This is a genomic window from Pseudomonas sp. ZT5P21 (assembly GCF_054897785.1).
The window spans coordinates 636,615-661,301 of record NZ_CM142705.1 but is presented as its reverse complement, the minus strand read 5'-3'; the positions used below and the strand labels follow the sequence as shown (position 1 = coordinate 661,301).

Below are 24,687 nucleotides of genomic sequence, written 5' to 3'. Positions count from 1 at the left end.
ATGCAACCTTGCCGCAGGCAACAGTAAAGAGGGCGAGAGCCCGGCGCGATCAGCACATTCGAAGCGAGTTTCCCTCAATGAAAAGCCAACCTGATGCCGCCAGCCGTATGGTGGCCGAGGTAGTGACGCAGTTGCCTGTGCCCTCGCGGCTCGGCATGCTGCGTTTCGAACGGCTGAATGAACCAAGCTGGGCACTGCTGTTTCTCGATCCCAATTGCGAGCGACAGTTCGGCCTGCCAGCGGTGGAGCTCTGTGCCCTGGTCGGCTCGCCCTACGCCAGTTTGATGGAACCCGAAGCGCGCTATCAGCTGCATGACGCCGTCCAGCAGCAACTCGCCGATAGTCCGCATTACCTGATCCGCTACACCTTGCACACCGCCGCAGGCACCTTGAGCCTGCTGGAAATGGGCGAAGCTTACAAACAACACAATAGACACTTGCTGCGCGGCTATCTGCTGGTGGTCGACGGTCTGTTCGAGGGCGAACCGCTGATCCCGGCGCTGGACCTGGAAACCCAGAACTCGCGCTTGCAGATTGCCCTGGAACTCAATCAGCGCGCCCAACAGGAACAGCTCCTGCATCTGGATCGCGTGCGCGCGCAGCAAGACTTGATCCTGCTGCTGACCCGCCAGCGTTACAGCAGCGGCAATTCCCTGCAAGAAGCCGCCGAACTGATCACCCGCAGCGCCTGTGACATCTACGAAATCGACTGCGCCAGCCTGTGGAACCTCGAAGATTCAATGCTGGTACCGATCTCGGCGTACCACCGCGCTACTCAGGAATACGCGTTGCCGGAGCCGATCGACATCAGCGGCTTCCCCGATTACATGGACGCGCTGCACGGCAGCCGTGCGATCGATGCCCATAATGCGATTCGCGACCCACGCACCCGGGAAATGGCCGAGAGCCTGCGCCCGCGCGACGTGAACGCGATGCTCGACGCCAGCATTCGTGTCGATGGCCAGGTGGTCGGCGTGCTCTGCCTGGAACAAACGGGGGCGACCCGCGCCTGGCAGTCTGACGAGATCGCCTTCGCCGGCGAGCTGGCAGACCAGTTTGCCCAGGTCATTAACAATCACAACCGCCGCACCGCCACCAGCGCCCTGCACCTGTTCCAGCGCGCGGTAGAGCAAAGTGCCAACGCCTTTTTGCTGGTCAACTGCGATGGCGTGGTGGAGTACGTCAACCCGAGCTTCACTGCGATCACCCAGTACAGCACCGAAGAAGTCCACGGCCATCGGCTGTCGGAACTGCCCGCCCTGGAAAACCTCAGCGAACTGCTGTTCGACGCACCTTCGGCGCTGGCCAAGAGCAATAGCTGGCAGGGCGAATTCAAAAGCCGCCGCAAAAACCTCGAACCCTACTGGGGCCAGCTGTCGATTTCCAAGGTCTACGGCGACAACCGCGAGCTGACGCATTACATCGGCATCTACGAAGACATCACCCAGACCAAGCTCGCTCAGCAGCGCATCGAGCGCCTGGCCTACACCGACAACCTGACCAACCTCGGCAACCGCCCGGCGTTCATTCGCAACCTCGATGAACGCTTCGCCCGGGACAGCGACACGCCGATCAGCCTGCTGTTGGTGGACATCGACAACTTCAAACGGATCAACGACAGCCTCGGCCACCAGACCGGTGACAAGTTGCTGATCAGCCTGGCCCGCCGTCTGCGCAACAGCCTGATCCCGAGCGGCAGTCTGGCGCGTTTCGCCAGTAACGAATTCGCCGTGCTGCTGGACAACACCGACCTCGCGATGGGCCAGCAAGTCGCCAATCAACTGCTGACAACCCTCGACAAACCGATGTTCGTCGACAACCAGCTGATCAGCGTCACCGGCTCCGTGGGCCTTGCCTGCGCGCCGCTGCATGGCCGCGATCCACAAACACTGATGCGTAACGCCGGGCTCGCGCTGCACAAGGCCAAGGCTAACGGCAAACATCAGGTCCAGGTGTTCACCGAAGCGCTGAACGCCGAAGCCAGCTACAAACTGTTCGTCGAGAACAACCTGCGACGCGCCCTGACCCAAAACGAGCTGGACGTGTTCTATCAGCCCAAGCTCTGTCTGCGCAGCGGTCGCTTGCTGGGCATGGAAGCGCTGCTGCGCTGGAACCATCCGGAAAAAGGCATGATCCGTCCGGACCAGTTCATCAGCGTCGCCGAAGAAACCGGGCTGATCATTCCAATCGGCAAATGGATCGCGCGCCAGGCGTGTCGCATGAGCAAAGCGCTGACGGCTGCGGGCCTGGGCAAACTGCAGGTGGCGATCAACCTGTCACCCAAGCAGTTCTCCGACCCGGATCTGGTGTCGTCGATCGCCAACATCCTCAAGGAGGAAGCGCTGCCGGCGAACCTGCTGGAGCTTGAACTGACCGAAGGCCTGCTGCTGGAAGCCACCGAAGACACCCACTTGCAGCTCGACCAGCTCAAGCGCCTGGGCCTGACCCTGGCCATGGACGACTTCGGCACCGGTTACTCGTCGCTCAGTTACTTGAAAAAATTCCCAATCGATATCATTAAGATTGATCGAAGCTTCATTCACGAAATCCCGGACAACCAGGACGACATGGAAATCACCTCCGCGGTGATCGCCATGGCCCACAACCTGAAACTCAAGGTCGTGGCTGAGGGCATCGAGACGGCCGAGCAGTTGGCTTTCCTGCGCCGTCACCGCTGCGACGTCGGCCAGGGCTACCTGTTCGACCGACCGATCCCGGGCTCAGAGCTGATAGAAAAGCTCAAGCGCTACCCGCGCGGCCCAATCGCCTGACAGCGGCGCTGCACTCGGGCAAACTGCGTGTCTGACATTTCAACCTGACTGAGGGGACTGATCATGGTTCTGCGCTCGGAAATTCTGGTGAACAAAAACGTGCTCCCGACTAAAGAACAAGCTCTGCCTGGCCGCGAAACGCCAATGAACCTGCCGGAAAAACACTTCGTCCACGACGCCCCGCTGCTGGGTCCGTTCGTCACCGATGTGGATTTCGCTATCTTCGGCCTGGGCTGCTTCTGGGGTGCAGAACGCAAGTTCTGGCAGCGTGAAGGCGTGGTCAGTACGGTGGTGGGTTACGCCGGCGGCTTCACGCCAAACCCGACGTATGAAGAAGTCTGCTCGGGCCTGACCGGCCACAGCGAAGTGGTATTGGTGGTCTACGAGCCGGCGAAAGTCAGCTATGAAGAGCTGCTGAAAATGTTCTGGGAATTGCACAACCCCACTCAGGGCATGCGTCAGGGCAACGACATTGGCACGCAGTATCGTTCGGTGATCTACGCCACCAACCCAACCCAGCTGGCAGCCGCCAAGCACAGCGCGCAAGTGTTCCAGGCTGAGTTGACCAAGGCTGGCAAAGGCACCATCACCACCGAAATCGACGAAGCGCCGACGGTCTACTTCGCCGAGGCGTATCACCAGCAGTACCTGGCCAAGAACCCTGAAGGGTATTGCGGGATTGGTGGCACAGGCGTGACCTGCCCGATCTGACCCCACAAAGCAAAAGATCGCAGCCTTCGGCAGCTCCTACAGGGTTTTGTGTAAACCCGTAGGAGCTGCCGAAGGCTCGGGCCGCGTTCGGACGATCTTTTGATCTTGCTTGTCGGTTCGCCTTATTCGGCAATCAACCAATCCATCTGCCACCCACCCTGGGTCTGCCCAAGCTTCTTGGACAACCACGGCAGTAACTCACGCAATTCCTCTTCCAGCCCCCACGGCGGATTCGCAATCGCCAACCCGGACCCGTTCAGACTGTTCGGCGTGTCCAGCGGATGCACCAGCAACTCCACCCGCAACAACTTCGGCGCGCCCGTGCCAGCCAGATCCTGATAGAAACGCCGCAACATGCGCTGGTCCTTCACCGGGTACCAGATCGCCGCCACCGTTTGGCGCATCCGGCCAACCGCCTCTTTCAACGCCGCCGCACAGCGCTGCATTTCATCCAGCTGCTCAAACGGCGGATCAATCAACATCACCGCCCGCTTCTCCTGCACCGGCAACATCGCCCGCGGCACATGCCAACCTTCGCCCAAGTGCACCTTCACCCGGCGGTCGCCCGCCATATTGTCCTTGAGCAGCACACCGTCTTCCGGGTGCTTCTCGTTGAGCATCACCCGATCCTGCGGCCGCGTCAGCCGCCGCGCCAATTCCGGCGAGCCCGGGTAATAGCGCAACTGGCCATCCGGGTTCATGTCGTGCAGCACCTTCATGTAATCGGCAGTCAGTTCCGGCAGATCCGGCTGATCCCACAACCGCGCGATGCCTTCCAGGTACTCCCCGGTGCGGCTCGCCTGATCACCCTGCAGGTCATACAGACCAATGCCGGCGTGAGTGTCGAGATAGGCAAACGGCTGCTCCTTGCGCGACATCAAGGCGATGAGGCGGGTCAAAGTCAGGTGTTTGAACACATCGGCGTGATTGCCGGCATGGAAGGCGTGACGATAATTCATGATTGCTCCTGCGAAGGCCGGGAAGTTTACCTTGTACCGAGGCGAACGTCAGGGCCTCACAGCCGAGCGGGCAGTGACACCACACAAACCCTGTGGCGAGGGGGTTTACCCCCGTTGGGCTGCGGAGCAGCCCCAAAACCAAGCACATCGGTGTAACCGACAGAACCGGGTTGCACGTTTTGGGGCCGCTACGCTGCCCAGCGGGAGCAAGCTACCTCGCCACAACAGCGTCCGGCGCTACTCCGAACGCCGCGCTTTCAACTGCCGCCCCAGCACATCCAGCACATCACACCCATCCCGCAACGGAATGGCGCAGAGCAATGCAAAGTCACTAAGGATGAAAGACTGACATTCGACCGAGCCACGCATCGACAGGTTTTCCATTACTTGGGTGACGGCGCGGATTCGATAGTTGGCCGCGTCGTATAAAACGTCGAGTGGTGCAAGGGTATCGACGAACAGCGTAGGCATGTCGTCGTAGTTGCTGGTAAGCGCCATGAAGCGGTTTTCGGGGGGCGGGGTTGGTTTTTCGTAGGGTGGATCGTGTTTAATTGTTGGCATTAGAAACTCCCAAAGAATAATGGAGCTGCCATAAGCCTTCCTACAGGCTAGGGTGGCAGCTATGCGCGAGGTAGGAATATCGAGACCTTTGGGAAAACTCGACCACGCCGAAGCGTGCCCGCGCATAGCCGCCTCAAATTGATATTACGGACGCATGTTAACGGCCGCAAACCAAGCATTGACGCTATGAGCATCCCATCGGTCTTGAAGGGTTCCTACACCCCACCACTGAATTTTCAGTGACCGCCAAAGACTATCGATGGAACACATTTCAAACCAGTTCATGAAGTCCGCTGCAGGTTGAAAGAAACTTCTGATGACGACGTCCGGCTTTTCGCAGTCATCACGAGAATTTTAAACACCACCTGATTCAGTCTGTTGTGCTGGCAATTAGTGCGCTCAGAGTTCGACGCTTGGGATTCCAAATAGTCAGGCACCACACCCCCCACCATTCCAAACCCGCATAAAAATAATTGCTCCACGGCTCTACATTTGAAACTTTATCTTCATTGGCATCCATACCGGTACTAAACCCCTCGACCCAATTTACTACAGCGACATCATTCGACTCGTTCAAACCAAGGAGCTCGCACCATTCTTTAAAGACGGACTGAGCCTCCGCTTTACCTTTTTTAAATCTCGCACGATATGGTGGATTTAAAAAGCAGGCATACAGTGCCAACCGCTCAAAAATATCGGCTCTATCAGTCAAGGTCAGATTTCGAATCTCATCCCTACTTAATGGCGTAGCTATGGCGTCTTCTAAATCCCAACTAATCAGCGGCTCTGGAAAATCCTCATACTTTGGATCCTTTGTGAGATTCTGGTGCCACTGTAGCGCTTCCTTCATCAGCGCGTCATGAAGTGCAGTCAACGCTTGCCGATGCGTGGCCTCAACTACTTCAATCGCAGATTCGGGCGCGAGAACAACAAACTGGAAAACGCATCCGGCGTCATACATTCGCTTATACAATGATGCAGTTTTTTCCTCTTCAATAATTCTCAACACAAATAAAGCCACCTTTATCCAAAATGTCAATACGGGCCACTGACAATCAAGCTAAAAATCACCTAAATTATTTACCAACTGGTAGGATCTTCAAGACTGGCCTTTTGAAGGTCTTCTTTCCACTCGATAGTTGCCAATCGATAAATATCTTCAAAAAAAGCTCTTGTGTTTTCCATTTTATCCCACCCACAGGGGAATGAGGAATATGCCTCTGGATCATACTTAAAAAGCGACTGAAAATCGTAGCTTGTGTCCTGAAGCGCTACTTCCAAACACTTATAAAGCAAAAAGCGATGTCGATAGGTCCGATTTCTCACCAGACAATACCTGAGTATTAATTTCTCCCTATCCAACGGATCATTCGGATTAAATTTCTCCAACTCATCTCCAAGAGTTTCTTCCCGATCATAAATATCGAAACACCCCAAAAAATATGAAGGCGTCGGAATGTATGGCTGCCCAGTACCAGGATCGATAAACATAACTCCCCTCACTTAACCGGATACAACGTAAACGGTATATCTTTACTATTAAACTTCATCTCGAAGCCGTTCAACTTAATAAGCTTCGGATTTTCTTTTGACTTAGCATTTGGTACGTACCCTTCCCCGGCGCCCGGAAGTTCCATTCTGACAATGTTGTTACCCTCAAGGTCTATCCCGGTAAATTTAGGCAGCCCCCGTTCCGTCCTCGTGGTCGCAAGAGTGTAAGCCTCAAACATCAACTCCCAACTGCTAAATCTTGAGCTTGGATTACCACGTTGGTGCCTGGGTCTTCTACCGGTTATCGGATTCGTACCATCAATAGCTCGCTGCTTCCATTTGGCATCTGGTACCGCTGGACTATGTTTCCCCACCATATGCATGCGCTGGCTTTTATCCAACCGTCTAATTTCGTTCTCGGCAAGCTCTGCTGCACTTAACTTAGGCTTCGGTAACTCGGGCTCACCCCCATCAACCTTAGCGCCAGCCGTATCATCCGGCGCCCCACACCCAGGCTTGTTCGGCGGCGGACAGTTCCCGCTCAACCCCAACGGATCAACCCACCCCGTCGGATTCAGCGCGTACCGGTACTGGTTCAGCCCTCCCGCCAACTTGACGGGATCCGGTGTCAGGTACCGCCCGACATCCGGATCATAGTACCGATGCCGGTTGTAGTGCAGGCCGCTCTCGGGGTCGAAGTATTGGCCCTGAAAACGCAGCGGCTGTTCGAGCTGCTCTCCCCCGCCATACGTTAGGCGGGTAACTTTCCCGTAGGTGTTGTACTTCGCTGACCAGACGATTTCGCCACCGTAGTCCGTCAGCTCCTGCGGCGTACCCAGATGATCGAGCTGGTAGTAAAACGGACAAGCCTTGCGCGGGCCTTTGCCGTCGAGCATCGCTAACGGTCTGAAGCTACCGGGTTCGTAGACGTAGCTGCGGTAGTGTTCGCGACAGCTTTCGGCGACGAGGTGGTCGCCTTGCCAGAAGAATTGTGTGGTTTTGCCGTCGACGGTTTTGGCGATGCGGCGGCCGAAGGCATCGTAACGATAGTTGGCGTGGCGGCCGTCCGGGGTCGTAATGCCGATCAGGCGATGCTGGCAATCGTAGGCGTATTCGGTGACGAGTTTTTGTCCGGTGCCGCGACGTTCGCGGATGAGGTTGCCGAAGGCGTCGTAGTCGTAGTGGCGGTCGCCTTGCATGAGCAGGCGGTTGCCTTTTACGGTTGCGATGCCGGGACGATCCTGCATTAGCAAATTGCCCGCCGGGTCGTGAGCGAAGGTTTGCGGTGGGTCGTCGCGGGTGTTCCGTACGCGAGTCAGGCGGTTGAGCGGGTCGTAGTAATAGCTGCGCTGACCGTGGCGGCTGTCGGCGAGGGTCGCGAGGTTGCCGTTGACCGCGTAGGTGTAGTGGCGCAGGTACAGCGGTCGGGATTGCTGGTTGATCGCGTGGGCCTGCAACCGGCCCTGGTCGTCGTAGTGGTAGTGGCTGGTGAGCTGGCCTTGCTGGCGCTGTTGTTCGCGGCCAACAGTGAATTGGTGAGTGGTGAGTCGCGCGCCATTGAGGTCGATGGCGCTTAGCGCGCCGCCCTTTTCGTGGTGGTAGGCGAGTTTGCTGCCGTCCGGCAGGCGCAGCCGGTTGAGCTGCCCGCAGGCGTCGTAGCCATAGCGCAAGGTGCCCCAACCTTGGTGTTCGGTGATCAGGCGATCCTGTTGGTCGTACTCAAACTCCAGCGGATGATCGTGACCGTCGTCGACGCTGATCAGCCGGCCGAGGCTGTCGTAGCGGTATTCGACTTTGATGCCATCGGGCAGCGTCTTGGCCAGCAACCGTCCTGCCGAGTCTCGCTCATAAGCGGTAACCAGTTGCGAGCCGTCATCGCCAAATTCGGTTTTCGCCAGCAGATGGCCGTTGAGGTCGTAGGCATACGCCGTGCGTTGACCATCGAAGCCGGTTTCCTGTCGGATCAATCCGCTGGGCGTGTAATCCAGCAGATATTTTTCGCCGGATTCGTTTTCGATTTCCGTCAGTAATAGCTGCGCGTGGTCGTAGCGATAACGCAGCCGGGTGCCGTCGGGATTGATCCGGCGACTGACCAGGTGCAAATCGTCGAGATATTCGTAGCGCGTGACATGACCCAGCTCATCGCGTTCGGCGGTGATCTTGCCGTAGGCGTTGTAGCTGAAGGCGCGCGTGGCGCCCGTAGGAAGTGTCGTCTGAATCAGTCGTCCGACGGCGTCCCACGCGTAACGAGTGACGGCGCCGTGTTCGTCCTGATCGGTAATTCGCCGACCCAGTGCGTCGTAGGAAAACCGCCGCTGGCCGCCGTCCGGCAACGTCTCTTCGAGCAACTGCCCCAAGGCATTCCAGACAAAGACATGTCGGCTGTTGTCCGGATACCGGATCGACAGCAACTGCCCTTTTTCATCGTAGTGATAGTGGGTGACATGCCCGTCAGGATCGGTCGCCTCGGTGACATCGCCCTGGGCATTGCGCTGGTATTTCCAGATGGCTTTGCCGCGATATCGCGCATGCAGGAAACCATTGCGATATTCATAGGACGTTGGCTCATCTTTCGGCGGAATCAGCGCCACCAGCCGTCCGACTTCGTCGTAGTGGTATTCGGTGACAGCACCCAGCGGATCCTGCTCGGCAATCAGCCGGCCTTGTTCGTCATAGGCCTTGAGCTGTTCGCCGCCATCCAGCCCGACCTTGCGCACCAGCCGCGCCCGGTCGTCGTGCTGGTAAAGCTCCTCGCTGCCATCGCTGTTGTGGACGGTGACGCTGCCCTGATCATCCCAGACATACCGCGCCTCCATCTGCGCAAACGACGCCCAGTGCCGGACGCATCGCGCCGCCTTGCCGGACCTTTCCCACGCCCAGAAGAAACTCGCCCCACCGGCCAGTTGCCGCTGCAGGATGACGTGCTGATCGTCGTAGTCGTAGCGCTCGCTTTCGTCGGCGGCGTTGGTAGCTTCGATCAGTTGCCCGCGTTCGTCGTAGCGGTAACTGATCAGCGTTTGTTCGGTGATCCAGGCCTCGCCCAACGTGTCCGCCGGGACAAAACGCTGGTAGTCGACGGCCACCAGATGGCGGCGGTCATAACGCAAGAGCAAGGCGCGGCCGGCACCGTTGTCGAGGCGTTGGATGCGCTCCTGACGGTCGCGGGTGATGCGCAAGCGGTTGTCGTAAGCGTCGCTGATCGCGGTCAATCGACCGTTGATGAAGTGATAGAAACGCGCGTCATCGCCCGCCTGGGCGAGGATCAGTTCTTCAGGTTTGTCACCCAGAAAAATCGCCGCACGCGAGAGGCTGTTGTGGATCGCCGGGCGTTCAGCATTCGGCAACGGGAAAGCAGTGCGACGGTTTTCGTGGTCGATCCAGATCACCGAATCGCCGTCGATTTCCAGGCGATGCGCGAGGCTGTGGCTCCAACCAAAACCGAGGCCGCAATCGATTTCGACGGCACTGGTGCGATAGAGCCGGGTGAAGTCGAACGTCAGGACGCCGTCCAGCGAACCGTCGGTGAGGGTCAGCAGTTCTTCGCCGGTGACCATCGACACCGGGCATTTGTTGGTGGCGGTATTATCGACGGCGTCGGCGCTGTCGCCGTTGGGGTTTTTCGCTTGGGTCGGGGCGTCTTCGTGGTGTTGTTTTTGCAGGAAGGTGGTGTTGCTTTTGGCATCCCAACGCAGCTGCATATGACCGTTTTTGAGACCGCCAGCAACGCCCCGTGCAGCGACCTTTTTGTAGCGGTCGACGTAGGTCATGAAGCCGTTAACAACGGTAGAGATAGCTTTGACGAAACCCAGTACAGCGCTGATGAACCGAGCGCCGTAGTGGGCAAGCCGCATGCTCAAGTAGGCAATCCCCGCCCCCGCGCCAGCGAAGGTCAGGACCACCCCGATCAGCATGTCGAGGAGCAGTTGCACTACCACCGTGGAAATGGCTTCGGCGGTTTTTCCGGCGATCTCGCTGGGCGGCAGCATTTCCAACCAGAGGCTGGCGGTTCGCAACAGCAAACACAGCGCCGCTTCGTCACTGGCCAGCAGCTGGACTTTCGCCATCATGGCTGGCGCTGATTTCGCGAGATTGACCAGCTCGTCAGCACTGCTGCCTAAACGACCAACAAATTTGCCGGGATCCTGGAGGATTTCCGAGAGCAGGCCGATGCTGTCCCACACACCTATGATCGCGGCCCAACTTCCCGCGAGCATTCCGTTACCCGCTGCGGCAAAAGCCGATTGTGACCATTGCGGCCTGAACGCCTTCCACTCATTGCGCAGCCAATCTTCCAGTTGTTGAGTCAGGCCATCGTAAGACTTAAACAGCTCATTGACTTGTTCGGGGGTCACTTCGCTGTGGACATGTACGCGGTAGAACTTGCCGGGCTCACCTTTGAACTGTCCTTTGCCGTTTTTATCAAGCCCGACCGTCTTTCTTGCACTCCCATCAACGGCAATCACATCAACATCAATGTTCCCCAGCGGAATGTCATAAACCGATTCGAACTTGCTCTCAATTTCCAGAATTCCGTTCTGCGGACACTGCGCAACACTGGAGAAAAAATCGTCATCGCTTTTACTCACCGAGGTGGTGGTATCGCCCAGTTTGACCTGCCGATCCATGTCCATCAGGGAAGGTAGGTCTAATGCGCGACTGACCGTGTCCGCCGTGCGACTTAAAAATCCCCGAAGTTGCTCGCGATACACACCCAACGTGTCCTTGAAACCGTCGAGCTCCTGCTCAATCCGAACGCTCTGATCCATCAGTCCAGCTCCGCTATCAGGTAATCCACCAAGGCTGATTTCGGTGCTGGCGGCAGGTCTGGCGCCTCAAGAAAGTTCGCAACCTTGTTCCGTATAACGTTTTCGGAAAACGCCTCGAACAGATCAGGACGGTCCTCGCTCAGCCACTTGAGCAAGTTATTCAACCGAGTGGTGTTTGATTGCTCGGCAAGTTGATCCAGCAGCGCTACGGGAACTTCCCACCATGGAAAAACCCGGCTAGTTTTAAGCGCGTCACCACCGATTTCGATCGCCTGGTCGTTGATCAGGCAGCGCCCGACTACAGGCAGCAGTTGAGCGACATCGACCTCGGCAGACTGAAGAATCGGCAACAAATAACGCCCGTCCCAAAAGCGAAAAAACACCGCGTTGCCATTGGGTAAAAGAACTTGCGTGAGGCTGCGTAAATGTTCGATCAGTACGTCTTGAGTCGAGGAAGAAACCGCCAGCCAACCCCAGTCGCGACACTCGGTCGTCGCGACCCAATCCAGAAACTCACTGCCAGCCGAGACGATTCCGACATAGGGCATGACCGGTTCCCACTCGGCGTAAACGGTGTCCGCCCAGATCGGGCTTGGCGCATGCAGAGGATTGGAGCTTTGCCATGCTTTAAACGGCGCAGCGGAGCTGGCATTGCTGAAAATCGCGAATAGCTGCTCGGAAGGATTCAGCGGTTGGCGCTCCAGCCATTCGCGAGGTGACAGATAATCAGGTTGCACAGACACCGTCCTTGCAGCGCTCGCATTCTTCGCAGAACGGCGCATCGCCTTTGAGGGTCAGAAACTGTGCGACGCTAAGTGCAGCGAGTTTTCGTTGAGTGCTCTTTGCACCCATTGCCGGCATGGGTGCGCCACCGAGCTGGATCGGCACGCTGCTGAAAATTCCTGCGGGGCTGATGTTGATCCAGTGCCCGCCCGCCTGAATCGTCGCGCTGGCACCGCCGTCGATGACAATTTGCTGGCCGGCCCTGGCATGAAATTGCCCACTGGCCTTGAGAGTCTGGCTGTTGACGCGAATGTGCCGGTCACCGTGAACGTGCAGGTTATCGTTTGCACCAATGACAGCACTGCGCTGGCTTTCGACCTGAACGTGCATGTCGTTCAGCACATGCTGAGTCCAGTTTCGCTGCGCCCGCAGGTAGATTTCCTCGGCGCCTTTACGATCCTCGATGCGCAATTCGCTGTGACCGCCGCCGCCCGGACTACTCTGACTGCGGAAAATACTGCGAGTCTTGTCAGCCGGCAGATTCAGCGGCGTCGAGTTGGCACCATTGGGCAGGCAGCCCATGACCAGCGGCTTGTCCACATCGGCATCGACGAATCCCACCAGCACCTCCATGCCGACCCGTGGAATCAGCCCGGTGCCGTAGCCGTCATGCGCCCAGCCCGTGGCAACGCGCAGCCAGCAACTGGAATGTTCATTACGCTTTCCGTCACGATCCCAGGCGAGCTGAACCTTGACGCGGCCGTACTCGTCACAGTGAATCTCGCTGTCACTCGGGCCTGTTACCACAGCCGTTTGATAACCGGTGAAAGAGGGCTTCCCGATCAGAGGTGGACGAAACGAAACATCCCACGGCGTTGCCAGAAACGTATTGCAATAGCCCTGGAAATCATCCGTTCCGCTACCGCTGGCCGTCTCTTCCAGCACTTGCGGCTGACGGCCACGGTGTTCGATCTCGGTGATCAGCCACAAATCATTCCATGCCTGACGCGGATGCTCGGTCAGGTGTAGGAAATGCCCACTGACCAAAGCAGATTCATCACCCCGACCTTCAGCCTGACGATAATCCGCGTTGTGGCGTTCAAGTGTTCGTCGAGCGAGATCCTTGCCGTGTTCACGATCATTGAATTGTCCGGGAAAGTGGTAATCCTCAAGCGTCGGCAGTTGCCCATTGTCGATTCGGCTTTCAAGTTGCAGCCCAGGTTTATGGAATTCGTAATCGCGACGCACTACCGCCGTGGTGCGGGTTTCCAGTCGTACATTGAAGCGATTGACCGCAGGCGCGTTGGCAGCCATTCCGGCGTCAGGCAAGAAAAGCGTCGGCCCCGCTATTAAAGGGAAAACCGTCTGATCATCACCAAACACCAGCAAATGCCCGTCGAGGCTGTGCTGAAAGTGGTAGTGAATGCCGACCTCGGCGCACAAGCGCTGGATGAACACGAGATCGCTTTCCGCGTATTGCACGCAGTACTCGCGTTCGGGGTATTCGCTGCCGAGTTGAAATTCGAACGCATCACGCTGGATGCCATGGTCCTCGAGGATCCGCGCGATGATCGTCGGCACGCTTTTGTGCTGGAAGATTCGCTGATTGATGCGCTGGTCAAGGTAGGTCAGACGCGGGACAAGGCTGACCTGGTAATGCGTCAGACGCTGGCCGGAATCGCCTTGGCCAACCCGAAATATCTGACCGTGAATGCCGGAACCTTGCGCGTCGAAACTCAGAAATGCCTGACGATGCAGGAGGCTTTCGAGTTCGATGTCCGGTCGCTCGCTGACCAGTTGCAGCTCAAAACGGTAGGGCTGGCTGATGGCTTCCTTGCCGGTGAACTCAAGCACCTTGAGTTCATTCCGGTCGCCGTCGACAGTCAGTGTGAAGCGCGATTGGTTGGCAAGAGCGAACATCCGATGTGTCTCTGCAGAACGAAGGCGGGCGATTCTGCATGAGCGAAAACGGGTGTTACTGGAGGGACAGGAAAATCAGATTTACCCTACTTTTTTAGAGATTTATCCTTCAAAAGTTGGGACAGAGAACTACATACATTCCCTTCGTAATCACCATGTCCCCTGTGGGAGCGAGCTTGCTCGCGATTGCGGTTGTTCATTCAACATTGATGTCGACTAACCCGACGCTATCGCGAGCAAGCTCGCTCCCACAGGGTAACTTCAATACCTCGGGCCTGGTGCAGGCCCAAAAAAACGGCCCGCCTCCTAAAGGAAGCGGGCCGTTCTCATGTCGGGCGAAAGGTCAGAGCCTCAGCTCGTCCCGATCACTTGTTCAAGCGGAAATCAGCCTCGGCAGCAGCGAAACGCTGAAGCATGCCGTGAGTCGGCGTGCCCAGTTTGCTGACGATGTAGATCGCCAGGCTGGCGAAGATGAAACCAGGGATAATTTCGTACAGACCCAGCAGCTCGAAGTGTTTCCACACGATCACGGTGATCGCGCCAACCAGGATGCCGGCCAGTGCGCCGTTGCGGGTCATGTCTTTCCAGATGACGGAGATCAGGACGACCGGACCGAACGCAGCACCGAAACCAGCCCAGGCGTAGCTGACCAGACCCAGTACGCGGTTTTCCGGGTTGGCGGCCATCGCGATGGCGATCAGGGCAACCAGCAGCACCATGGCGCGACCGACCCAAACCAGCTCCAGTTGGGATGCCGATTTACGCAGGAAGGTTTTGTAGAAGTCTTCGGTCAGGGCGCTCGAGCACACCAGCAACTGGCAGCTCAGGGTGCTCATCACAGCAGCCAGAATGGCCGACAGCAGGACACCGGCGAGCCATGGGTTGAACAGGATTTTCGCCAGTTCGATGAACACACGCTCGTGGTTTTCGGTCACTGGAGCGGCCACATCAGGGTGCGCCGAGAAATAAGCAATACCGAAGAAACCAACAGCAACGGTACCGCCCAGGCACAGGATCATCCAGGTCATGGAGATACGGCGAGCGTTGGCGATCGACTTCACCGAATCCGCGGCCATGAAACGCGCCAGGATGTGCGGTTGGCCGAAGTAACCCAGGCCCCAGCCCATCAGCGAGATGATGCCGATGAAGGTGGTATTTTTCAGCATGTCGAAGTTGCTGGCGTCTTGCGCTTCGATGGCCAGGAACGTGGTGTCGACGCCGCCGGTGGCCAACAGCACGATGATCGGCGTCAGCAACAGGGCGAAGATCATCAGCGTCGCTTGTACGGTGTCAGTCCAGCTCACCGCCAGGAAACCGCCGACGAAGGTGTAGGCAATCGTCGCCGCAGCACCGGCCCACAGCGCTGTCTCGTAGGACATGCCGAAGGTGCTTTCGAAAAGACGGGCGCCAGCCACGATGCCGGATGCGCAGTAAATGGTGAAGAACACCAGGATCACGACCGCGGAGATGATCCGCAGCAGGCCGCTTTTGTCTTCGAAACGGCTGGAGAAGTAGTCCGGCAGGGTCAGTGCATCGCCGTTGTGCTCGGTCTGCACGCGCAGACGGCCGGCGACGAACAGCCAGTTCAGGTAAGCACCGACGATCAGGCCGATGGCGATCCAGCTTTCGGACAGCCCGGACATGTAGATGGCACCCGGCAGGCCCATCAACAACCAGCCGCTCATGTCGGAGGCGCCGGCGGACAATGCAGTCACGACGCTGCCCAGGCTGCGACCGCCCAGAATGTAGTCAGAAAGGTTGTTGGTGGAGCGATAGGCCATGAAGCCGATCAGCACCATTGCTGCGATGTAGATCACGAACGTGATCAGGGTTGGATTGCTTACGCTCATTAAGTGATGCCCTGGCTTTGTTTTTATGTAGCGGCAGAGTGTGAAACGCCGACAAACGACAATGTTTGATCAGACGATTTCCGGATCCGCGCATTTAGGACTGATGTTTCCCCAGGAAAGCCATCAGCCGGTGCACCTTTTTTTTTACCGGTTGCACCTTGGGCGCGAATCCTATTCAACAACACAAATAAGGTGCAACCCATTTCTCGAGAATAAGTTGCACCCAGTTCTATAAAGCTGAAAAAAGACGGTTTTTGCTCCCTTTTAGCGCAGTAAGCGACCTTTCCTAGAAGTAAAAGCACCAAGCAGGAGCGGCACGTTCGTACGGGAATTTAATTCCTGACGAGCTGCGTATTATTCTGGCAAAAAAAGGTTGCACCCGGTTGCACCCCGAAGGTTGCACAGCTAATCTTGCGGCCAGCTGATGCCACGCGGTCGTGGCAAACATGAGGATAAAAATATGGCTACCACCACCCTTGGGGTCAAACTTGACGACCCGACCCGCGAGCGCCTCAAGGCCGCCGCGACTTCGATTGATCGCACGCCGCACTGGCTGATCAAGCAGGCAATTTTCAATTACCTGGAAAAACTCGAGGGTGGTGCAACCCTGACCGAGCTGAACGGACTGACCGCCAAAGAGGCCGACGACAGTGGCGAAGTCCATGGCGACCATGCGCACCAGTGCTTCCTCGAGTTCGCTGAAAGCATTCTGCCGCAATCGGTGCTGCGCGCTTCGATCACCGCCGCTTACCGTCGCCCTGAGCCGGAAGTGGTGCCGATGCTGATCGAACAGGCTCGTTTGCCGGCTGCCATGGCCGAAGCCACCAACAAGCTCGCGGCCTCGATTGCCGAAAAACTGCGCAATCAGAAAAGTGCCGGCGGCCGTGCCGGGATTGTTCAGGGCCTGTTGCAGGAATTTTCCCTGTCGTCCCAGGAAGGCGTGGCACTGATGTGCCTGGCCGAAGCGCTGCTGCGCATCCCGGACAAAGGCACTCGTGATGCACTGATCCGCGACAAGATCAGCACCGGCAATTGGCATCCGCATTTGGGCAACAGCCCATCGCTGTTCGTCAACGCCGCGACCTGGGGCTTGCTGCTGACCGGCAAACTGGTCGCCACCCATAATGAAGCCGGCCTGACATCCTCCCTGAGCCGCATCATCGGCAAGAGCGGCGAGCCGATGATCCGCAAGGGCGTCGACATGGCCATGCGCCTGATGGGCGAGCAGTTCGTCACCGGCGAAACCATCGCCGAAGCCTTGGCCAACGCCAGCAAGTTCGAAGCCAAAGGCTTCCGCTACTCCTACGACATGCTAGGTGAAGCCGCACTCACCGAGCACGACGCCCAGAAATACCTGGCGTCGTACGAACAAGCCATTCACTCGATCGGCAAAGCGTCCCACGGTCGTGGGATTTATGAAGGCCCGGGCATTTCCATCAAGCTGTCGGCCCTGCACCCGCGTTACAGCCGGGCGCAGTACGAGCGTGTGATGGACGAGTTGTACCCGCGCCTGTTGTCGCTGACCTTGCTGGCCAAGCAATACGACATCGGCCTGAACATCGACGCCGAAGAAGCCGACCGCCTCGAACTGTCGCTGGATCTGCTGGAGCGCCTGTGCTTCGAGCCGCAACTGACTGGCTGGAACGGCATCGGTTTCGTGATCCAGGCGTATCAGAAACGTTGCCCTTACGTGATCGACTACGTGATCGACCTGGCTCGCCGCAGCCGTCATCGCCTGATGATCCGCCTGGTAAAAGGCGCGTACTGGGACAGCGAAATCAAGCGTGCCCAGGTCGAAGGCCTGGAAGGCTATCCGGTCTACACCCGCAAGGTGTACACCGACGTTTCCTACATTGCGTGCGCACGCAAACTGCTGTCGGTGCCGGAAGTCATCTATCCGCAATTCGCCACGCACAACGCCCACACCCTGTCAGCCATTTACCACATCGCTGGTCAGAACTATTACCCCGGTCAGTACGAGTTCCAGTGCCTGCATGGCATGGGTGAACCGCTGTACGAACAGGTTGTAGGCAAAGTTTCCGAAGGCAAGCTGAACCGTCCGTGCCGCGTGTACGCACCGGTCGGTACACACGAAACATTGCTGGCGTACCTGGTGCGTCGTCTGCTGGAGAACGGTGCGAACACCTCGTTCGTCAACCGCATCGCCGACCAGTCCATTTCGATCCAGGAGCTGGTGGCCGATCCAGTGGCCAGCATCGAGCAGATGGCGACGCTGGAAGGCGGCTTCGGTCTGCCGCACCCGCGTATCCCGCTGCCGCGTGACCTTTATGGTGCCGAGCGCGCCAACTCCAGCGGCATCGACATGGCCAACGAACATCGCCTGGCTTCGCTGTCCTGCGCTTTGCTGGCCACCGCTCACAACAGCTGGAAAGCCGCACCGATGCTCGGTTGCGCCTCAAGTAGCGAAACCCCTGCGCCGGTGTTGAACCCGTCGGATCTGCGTGACGTGGTCGGCCATGTCCAGGAAGCGACCGTCGAAGACGTTGACAACGCAATCCAGTGCGCCTTGAACGCTGCACCCATCTGGCAGGCCACCCCGCCGGCCGAACGCGCGGCGATTCTGGAACGTGCCGCTGATTTGATGGAAGGCGAAATCCAGCCGCTGATGGGCCTGCTGGCTCGCGAAGCTGGCAAAACCTTCGCCAACGCCATCGCCGAAGTGCGTGAAGCCGTGGACTTCCTGCGTTATTACGCAGTACAGGCGCGCAATGATTTCACCAACGATGCTCACCGTCCGCTGGGTCCCGTGGTGTGCATCAGCCCGTGGAACTTCCCGCTGGCTATCTTCAGTGGTCAAGTCGCTGCGGCCCTCGCCGCTGGCAACCCGGTATTGGCCAAGCCTGCAGAGCAAACGCCGCTGGTCGCCGCTCAAGCCGTACGCTTGTTGCTCGAAGCCGGAATTCCGGAAGGCGTGCTGCAACTGCTGCCGGGCCGTGGCGAAACCGTTGGCGCCCGTCTGGTCGGCGATGACCGGGTCAAAGGCGTGATGTTCACCGGCTCCACCGAAGTCGCTCGCTTGCTGCAACGCAATGTCGCCGGTCGTCTGGATGCTCAGGGCCGGCCGATTCCACTGATCGCCGAAACCGGTGGCCAGAATGCGATGATCGTCGACTCTTCTGCACTGACCGAACAGGTTGTGATCGACGTGGTGTCGTCGGCCTTCGACAGCGCCGGTCAACGTTGCTCGGCTCTGCGTGTACTTTGCTTGCAGGAAGATTCCGCCGACCGTGTCATCGAAATGCTCAAGGGCGCCATGGCGGAATGCCGACTCGGCAACCCGGAGCGCCTGTCCGTGGACATCGGCCCGGTGATCGACGCCGAAGCCAAGGCGGGCATCGAGAAGCACATCCAGGCCATGCGCGACAAAGGCCGCAGCGTGTACCAGGTGGCCATCGCCGACGCCGACGAGGTCAAACGCGGCACCTTCGTGATGCCAACACTGATCGAGCTGGAAAGCTTCGACGAACTGCAGCGCGAGATCTTCGGCCCGGTGCTGCACGTGGTGCGTTACAAGCGCAAAGACATCGATCAACTGATCGCTCAGATCAACGCTTCCGGCTACGGCCTGACGCTGGGCGTGCACACACGCATCGACGAAACCATCGCCAAGGTGATCGACAACGTCAACGCCGGCAACGTCTACGTGAACCGCAACATTGTGGGTGCCGTGGTTGGCGTGCAACCGTTCGGTGGCGAAGGCCTGTCGGGCACTGGCCCGAAAGCCGGTGGTCCTTTGTACCTGTACCGTCTGCTGTCGACTCGTCCTACCGATGCGATCGAACAATCCTTCGCTCGCGGCGACGCCGTTGCTGTACCGGATGTGCGTCTGCGCGATGCCATGAGCAAACCGCTGACCGCCCTGCAAGCCTGGGCCGACAGCAACAAGTTTGCTGACCTGAGCGCCCTGTGCGTGCAGTTCGCGGCGCAATCGCAAAGCGGGATCACCCGTGTTCTGGCCGGCCCGACCGGCGAACGCAACAGCTACGCCATCTTGCCGCGCGAACACGTGCTGTGCCTGGCGGAAGTCGAAGGCGATCTGCTGACTCAACTGGCTGCAGTCCTCGCGGTAGGCGGTTCAGCAGTATGGCCGGAAGCTGACTTGACCAAGGCGTTGTTCGCACGTCTGCCGAAGGACGTTCAGGCGCGCATCAAGCTGGTTTCCGACTGGAACAAGGACGAAGTGGTGTTTGATGCGGTTCTGCACCATGGCCATTCCGATCAGTTGCGTACGGTGTGCCAGCAGGTTGCCAAACGCGCCGGCGCGATTGTCGGGGTTCATGGTTTGTCGCAAGGTGAAACCAACATTGCGCTGGAGCGTCTGGTGATTGAACGGGCGTTGAGCGTTAACACTGCGGCGGCGGGTGGTAATGCCAGTTTGATGACCATTGGCTAAACCAATGTAAGACCGGGCAGCCGCAATGGCAGCCTGGTTGGCAAATTCCTGTGGGAGCGAGCTTGCTCGCGATGGCGTCCTTTTAGTCACATCAATGTTGGCTGTACCGACGCAATCGCGAGCAAGCTCTCTCCCACATTTGTTTTGTGGTGCCTGCTAAGTCGGTGCTCTGCTCCACCATCACGCTCATCAATCATCCTGTTCCTCCCTCCTCCCCGCGCCTAGACTGGGTCCATTCCCAAAAAAGGTAGGCCGCCATGTCCGAGACGTTGCTCAGTTCCCGAAATCTGGCTTTCGAGCTGTATGAAGTCCTCGATGCCGAAGGTCTGACCCAGCGTGAGCGTTTCGCCGAGCACAATCGCGAGACTTTCGATGCCGCCATCGGCACCGCTCGCAGCATCGCCGAGAAGTTCTTCGCCCCGCACAACCGCAAGGGCGACGAAAACGAGCCGCGCTACGAAGACGGCCAGGCAATTCTGATTCCGGAAGTGAAACCGGCGGTGGATGCCTTCCTCGAGGCCGGTTTCCTCAATGCTGCGCGCAGTTTCGACGCCGGCGGCATGCAGCTTCCTACGCTCTTGTCCCAGGCTTGCTTCGCGCATTTCCAATCGGCCAACGCGGCATCGACTTCGTACCCATTCCTGACCATGGGCGCGGCGAACCTGATCGAAAGCTTCGGCACCGAGGAGCAGAAGCAACGCTTCCTGCAGCCGATGATCGACGGCCGCTTTTTCGGCACCATGGCGCTGACCGAGCCGCATGCCGGTTCGTCGCTGTCGGATATTCGCACCCGCGCCGAGCCTGCGTCCGACGGCACTTATCGACTCAAGGGCAACAAGATCTTCATCTCCGGCGGCGATCACCCGCTGTCGGAAAACATCGTGCACATGGTGCTGGCCAAACTGCCGGACGCACCGGCCGGGGTGAAGGGCATTTCGCTGTTTATCGTGCCCAAGTTCCTGGTCAACGATGACGGCAGCCTCGGCCAGCGCAACGACGTGCTGCTGGCCGGGCTGTTCCACAAGATGGGCTGGCGTGGGACCACATCGACGGCGCTGAACTTCGGCGATAACGGTGAGTGTGTCGGCTATCTGGTGGGCAAGCCGCACCACGGTTTGAGCTATATGTTCCAGATGATGAACGAGGCGCGGATTGGCGTCGGCATGGGCGCGGTGATGCTTGGTTACGCGGGCTATCTGTATTCACTGGAGTACGCCCGCGAGCGCCCGCAGGGTCGCGTGCCGGACAGCAAGGACCCGAACACCGCGCCGGTGGCGATCATTCAGCACGCTGACGTCAAACGTATGCTGCTGACGCAAAAAGCCTACGTCGAAGGTTCGTTCGACCTTGGGTTGTACGCGGCGCGATTGTTCGACGACACCACCACGCTTGAGACTGAAGCTGAGCGCCATCGCGCCCATGAGCTGCTGGATTTGCTGACGCCGATTGTCAAATCCTGGCCGTCGGAGTTTTGCCTGAAGGCCAATGAACTGGCGATCCAGATTCTCGGCGGTCACGGTTACACCCGTGAATACCCGGTCGAGCAGTATTACCGCGACAACCGTTTGAACCCGATCCACGAAGGCACTCACGGCATTCAGTCGCTGGATTTGCTGGGACGCAAACTGGCGCAAAATGGTGGCGCGGGGCTCAAGCAACTGATCCGCCTGATCGCCGACACCGCCGAGCGCGCGCAGGCACATGAATCGCTGACTGCGCTGCGTGAACCATTGGAAAAACTGGTGGCCCGCCTGCAAACGGTGACCCTTGGTTTGCTGACGGATCTGGGACAAGGCAAGGTCAACAGCAGCCTGGCGAACTCGGCGCTTTACCTGAAAGTGTTCGGGCACACGGTGATTGGCTGGCGCTGGCTGGAGCAGGCAATTCGTGCCGAGGAAGGGCTGGCCAAAGGGAATGCGGTGGATGTGACCTTCTATAAAGGCAAGCTGCAGGCGGCGCGGTATTTCCTGACGTGGGAAGTGCCGGGTTGCCACCATGAGCTGGCGATTCTTGAGGCGCGGGATGATGTGTGCCTTGGGATGCAGGATGAGTGGTTCTAACCAGAGCTTGTGGTGGTGCTGAAATCCATTCGCGAGCAAGCCCGCTCCCACATTTTGGAATGCATTCCACTGTGGGAGCGGGCTTGCTCGCGAAGAGGCCCGCGCTGACAGCAAATCAGATTAGTTTGAACCCACCCATCTGCCGCGCTAAATCATCCGCCAAGCGCTGCAACGTCTGACAGTCTTCACGGCAAGACCTCACTTCCACCGCCGTCGCCCGAGCCAGATCGGAAATCCCCTGCACGTTGCGGTTGATCTCTTCCGTCACCGCCGACTGCTCTTCCGTGGCCGTCGCCACTTGATGGTTCATGTCGCTGATGCGCTCGACCTGCCCAGTGATCGCCGTCAACGACGCCCCCGTGCGCTGGCTCGATTCGACACCCGTACCCGTCGCCGCTTGCCCGGTGTGCATCGACGACACCGCGTTCTCCGCGCCTTGCTTGAGGCTGCCGATCATCTGCTGAATCTCATCGGTGGACAACTGTGTGCGTCGAGCCAAGGTCCGGACTTCATCGGCAACCACCGCAAATCCACGACCCATGCCCCCGGCCCGCGCCGCTTCGATGGCCGCGTTAAGCGCCAGCAAGTTGGTTTGTTCGGATATCCCGCGAATGACCGCCAACACCTGATCAATCGACGCCACCTGATCGGCCAGTTCGCCCACCGCACTGGCGGCGAGGCCAATTTCATCGGACATGTTTTCGATATGCCGGATCGAGCCGCCGACCGCTTCCCGCGCCTGCATCGCCTCATCACGAGCATTCTGCGAAGCAACCGCCGCGTTGCCGGCGTTCTGTGCGATTTCCTGCACAGTCAGGCCCATTTCATGGACAGCGGTGGCGACCATGTCGGTCATTTCCTGCTGACGGCCGGATCGTTCGGCGGTGTTGTCCACCACCCGCGCCACTTGGCCGACGGCCGTGCGCAAGCGCTCGCTGGTGGTCAGCACTTCGCCAATCATCTCGCGCTGACTTTCGAGGAATCGATTGAAACCGCGCGCCAGGTCACCCAGTTCATCGGCGCGGCTGGAATCTAACCTGTGGGTCAAATCTCCACCACCGCTACCGATGGCTACTAGCGCAGCTGTTACCTGACGAATCGGGCGAACCAATCCACGGGCCAGCAACACCACCAGCAACAGGCACACGAGCGCCACCATCAGACCGATGCTGCTGCTCATTAACATGGCGCGGCGGGCTTCGGCGTAGATCTGCGACTGTGGCACTTCGGCCACCAGCGTCCAGCCCAAATCACGCAACGGTAGGCTCAACGCCAGGAAGTCTTCGCCATCGCGCACAAAGCTGCTGTTGGTAGCGCTGGAGGTAGAGAGTTGACCCATGAAGGCCTGCGCTGCCGACGCGCCGATCTGCTCGGCCAAGGTGCGTTTGCCGCTGAATTGCGCTTCAGGGTGAACCTGGATCAAACCGTCTGAACGCACGAGATAGACCTTGCCACGCTCGCCGAAGTTGAAATTGTGGATCAGCTCCGACAGCTCTTTCATGCTCAGACCAAGCCCGGCAACGCCCACGACTTTGCCGGCCCGTTCGACCTTGAGGTCGATGAACAGCGCCAATTCTCCGGTCGCGGTGTCATTGTCGATATTGAGGGTGCGCGGCTGGTTGCTGTCGAGGAACGAGTAAAACCAGGCGTCTTGGGGATTGGAGCGACTGAGGATCCGGTCCAGGCCTTTTTCAGTGAAATAGTGGTTTGAAGCCGTGCCGACAATCAGCGCGGTAAAGGCTTTATGTTCGGCGCGGATGCCTTCCAGATACTGCACGAACGTGGCGGTCTGGGCGCTGTTTTCACCCCCGGCCAGCCAGTCGCGCACCATGCTGTTGCTGGCGATGTCCTTGGCGGCGGTCAGGGGTTGGACGAGGATACGCTCGATGTCGTTGCGCATCGCTTCGATGCTCGACGGCAGCGCTTGCTCGACCAGATAGGCTTGAGCGAGACGGTTGACCAAGAGGGTATAAATGCCAACCACGATCAGGATACTGACCAGCAGGGCGGTGCCCATGCTCAGGATTAACTGCCATTGAATACTGCGTCGCCAGAACTGCATGGAGCACCCCCAAAGAATAAGAGGCTGAAACACTGCAACTGGCGTGCCGATTGTATACAACCAATGCGACAATTTTCTCTCGAATTCTATTCAAAACCTGAAAGAACGAGTTTTTAATAACGATCTCGCAATTTGCTTATCGCCAAAAAGATAATGAACCCTGTCACATTTGACAGGTTCGTGATCAAGATCCGGACGCTACCATGTGTTTGAATTTAGGGATTACCAAGATGTGAAACTTAGATTCAGTAGACAAAATCAATATTCAAATACTAAGGACAACATCATGAAATGTGAACTAGAACTAAACGGCCAAGTTACTGTGTTACCTCGCGATAACGGCATCGAGGACCTTGAAAAACATATCTCGAAGGGAGACGAATTCGACTTCAATGGAAA

General features: G+C 58.2%; 13 protein-coding genes. 4 read left to right on the top strand and 9 right to left on the bottom strand.

Going from position 1 to position 24,687, the window contains the following annotated elements:
- The first annotated feature begins 77 nt into the window (after positions 1–77).
- Both ACYZT9_RS03045 and msrA read left to right on the top strand, forming a co-directional pair.
- Positions 78–2,771 carry a sensor domain-containing phosphodiesterase gene (locus ACYZT9_RS03045; protein WP_462008508.1) on the top strand — a complete coding sequence of 898 codons (2,694 nt, stop codon included), beginning with the start codon at positions 78–80 and terminating at the stop codon, positions 2,769–2,771.
- Between the two features lie 63 nt (positions 2,772–2,834).
- A complete protein-coding gene (gene msrA / locus ACYZT9_RS03040) occupies positions 2,835–3,482 on the top strand; it encodes a peptide-methionine (S)-S-oxide reductase MsrA (RefSeq protein ID WP_462008507.1) in 648 nt (215 codons plus the stop codon).
- Between the two features lie 122 nt (positions 3,483–3,604).
- On the opposite strand, the gene ACYZT9_RS03035 is transcribed toward msrA, so the two are convergent.
- The 8 genes from ACYZT9_RS03035 to putP all read right to left on the bottom strand — a co-directional run bounded on the left by ACYZT9_RS03035 (position 3,605) and on the right by putP (position 15,752).
- Positions 3,605–4,441 carry a 23S rRNA (adenine(2030)-N(6))-methyltransferase RlmJ gene (locus ACYZT9_RS03035; protein ID WP_462008506.1) on the bottom strand — a complete coding sequence of 279 codons (837 nt, stop codon included), beginning with the start codon at positions 4,439–4,441 and terminating at the stop codon, positions 3,605–3,607.
- Positions 4,442–4,678: 237 nt separating this feature from the next.
- Positions 4,679–5,002: a hypothetical protein gene (locus ACYZT9_RS03030; protein WP_462008505.1), complete on the bottom strand. Its 324-nt coding sequence runs from the start codon at positions 5,000–5,002 to the stop codon at positions 4,679–4,681.
- 370 nt (positions 5,003–5,372) lie between these two features.
- Positions 5,373–6,011 carry a hypothetical protein gene (locus ACYZT9_RS03025; RefSeq protein ID WP_462008504.1) on the bottom strand — a complete coding sequence of 213 codons (639 nt, stop codon included), beginning with the start codon at positions 6,009–6,011 and terminating at the stop codon, positions 5,373–5,375.
- Between the two features lie 71 nt (positions 6,012–6,082).
- A complete protein-coding gene (locus tag ACYZT9_RS03020; RefSeq protein ID WP_462008503.1) occupies positions 6,083–6,493 on the bottom strand; it encodes a hypothetical protein in 411 nt (136 codons plus the stop codon).
- Positions 6,494–6,501: 8 nt separating this feature from the next.
- Entirely contained in the window at positions 6,502–11,259 is a 4,758-nt protein-coding gene (locus ACYZT9_RS03015) for an RHS repeat-associated core domain-containing protein (protein ID WP_462008502.1), read from the bottom strand.
- On the bottom strand, positions 11,259–11,996 hold the full coding sequence (locus ACYZT9_RS03010) for a DUF4123 domain-containing protein (RefSeq protein ID WP_462008501.1): 738 nt from the start codon (positions 11,994–11,996) through the stop codon (positions 11,259–11,261). The genes ACYZT9_RS03015 and ACYZT9_RS03010 overlap by 1 nt, the downstream gene beginning before the upstream one ends.
- Entirely contained in the window at positions 11,986–13,902 is a 1,917-nt protein-coding gene (locus tag ACYZT9_RS03005) for a type VI secretion system Vgr family protein (RefSeq protein ID WP_462008500.1), read from the bottom strand. The genes ACYZT9_RS03010 and ACYZT9_RS03005 overlap by 11 nt, the downstream gene beginning before the upstream one ends.
- Before the next feature lie 365 nt (positions 13,903–14,267).
- Positions 14,268–15,752 (bottom strand): sodium/proline symporter PutP, encoded by a 1,485-nt coding sequence (gene putP, locus ACYZT9_RS03000; protein WP_462008499.1) that lies wholly within the window; start codon positions 15,750–15,752, stop codon positions 14,268–14,270.
- 460 nt (positions 15,753–16,212) lie between these two features.
- Between putP and putA the strand changes: the two genes are divergently transcribed.
- Entirely contained in the window at positions 16,213–20,166 is a 3,954-nt protein-coding gene (gene putA, locus ACYZT9_RS02995; RefSeq protein WP_462008498.1) for a trifunctional transcriptional regulator/proline dehydrogenase/L-glutamate gamma-semialdehyde dehydrogenase, read from the top strand.
- A 257-nt stretch (positions 20,167–20,423) separates the two neighbouring features.
- Positions 20,424–22,226 carry an acyl-CoA dehydrogenase gene (locus ACYZT9_RS02990; RefSeq protein WP_462008497.1) on the top strand — a complete coding sequence of 601 codons (1,803 nt, stop codon included), beginning with the start codon at positions 20,424–20,426 and terminating at the stop codon, positions 22,224–22,226.
- Between the two features lie 115 nt (positions 22,227–22,341).
- On the opposite strand, the gene ACYZT9_RS02985 is transcribed toward ACYZT9_RS02990, so the two are convergent.
- The gene (locus ACYZT9_RS02985) at positions 22,342–24,288 is read right to left on the bottom strand and encodes a methyl-accepting chemotaxis protein (RefSeq protein WP_462008496.1); all 1,947 of its coding nucleotides are present in this window, start codon (positions 24,286–24,288) and stop codon (positions 22,342–22,344) included.
- Between the last annotated feature and the right edge of the window lie 399 nt (positions 24,289–24,687).

Coding starts and splice junctions, on each gene's coding strand:
- ACYZT9_RS03045 (WP_462008508.1), top strand. CDS start 78: ATGAAAAGCCAACCTGATGCCGCCAGCCGTATGGTGGCCGAGGTAGTG.
- msrA (WP_462008507.1), top strand. CDS start 2,835: ATGGTTCTGCGCTCGGAAATTCTGGTGAACAAAAACGTGCTCCCGACT.
- ACYZT9_RS03035 (WP_462008506.1), bottom strand. CDS start 4,441: ATGAATTATCGTCACGCCTTCCATGCCGGCAATCACGCCGATGTGTTC.
- ACYZT9_RS03030 (WP_462008505.1), bottom strand. CDS start 5,002: ATGCCAACAATTAAACACGATCCACCCTACGAAAAACCAACCCCGCCC.
- ACYZT9_RS03020 (WP_462008503.1), bottom strand. CDS start 6,493: ATGTTTATCGATCCTGGTACTGGGCAGCCATACATTCCGACGCCTTCA.
- ACYZT9_RS03015 (WP_462008502.1), bottom strand. CDS start 11,259: ATGGATCAGAGCGTTCGGATTGAGCAGGAGCTCGACGGTTTCAAGGAC.
- ACYZT9_RS03005 (WP_462008500.1), bottom strand. CDS start 13,902: ATGTTCGCTCTTGCCAACCAATCGCGCTTCACACTGACTGTCGACGGC.
- putP (WP_462008499.1), bottom strand. CDS start 15,752: ATGAGCGTAAGCAATCCAACCCTGATCACGTTCGTGATCTACATCGCA.
- putA (WP_462008498.1), top strand. CDS start 16,213: ATGGCTACCACCACCCTTGGGGTCAAACTTGACGACCCGACCCGCGAG.
- ACYZT9_RS02990 (WP_462008497.1), top strand. CDS start 20,424: ATGTCCGAGACGTTGCTCAGTTCCCGAAATCTGGCTTTCGAGCTGTAT.
- ACYZT9_RS02985 (WP_462008496.1), bottom strand. CDS start 24,288: ATGCAGTTCTGGCGACGCAGTATTCAATGGCAGTTAATCCTGAGCATG.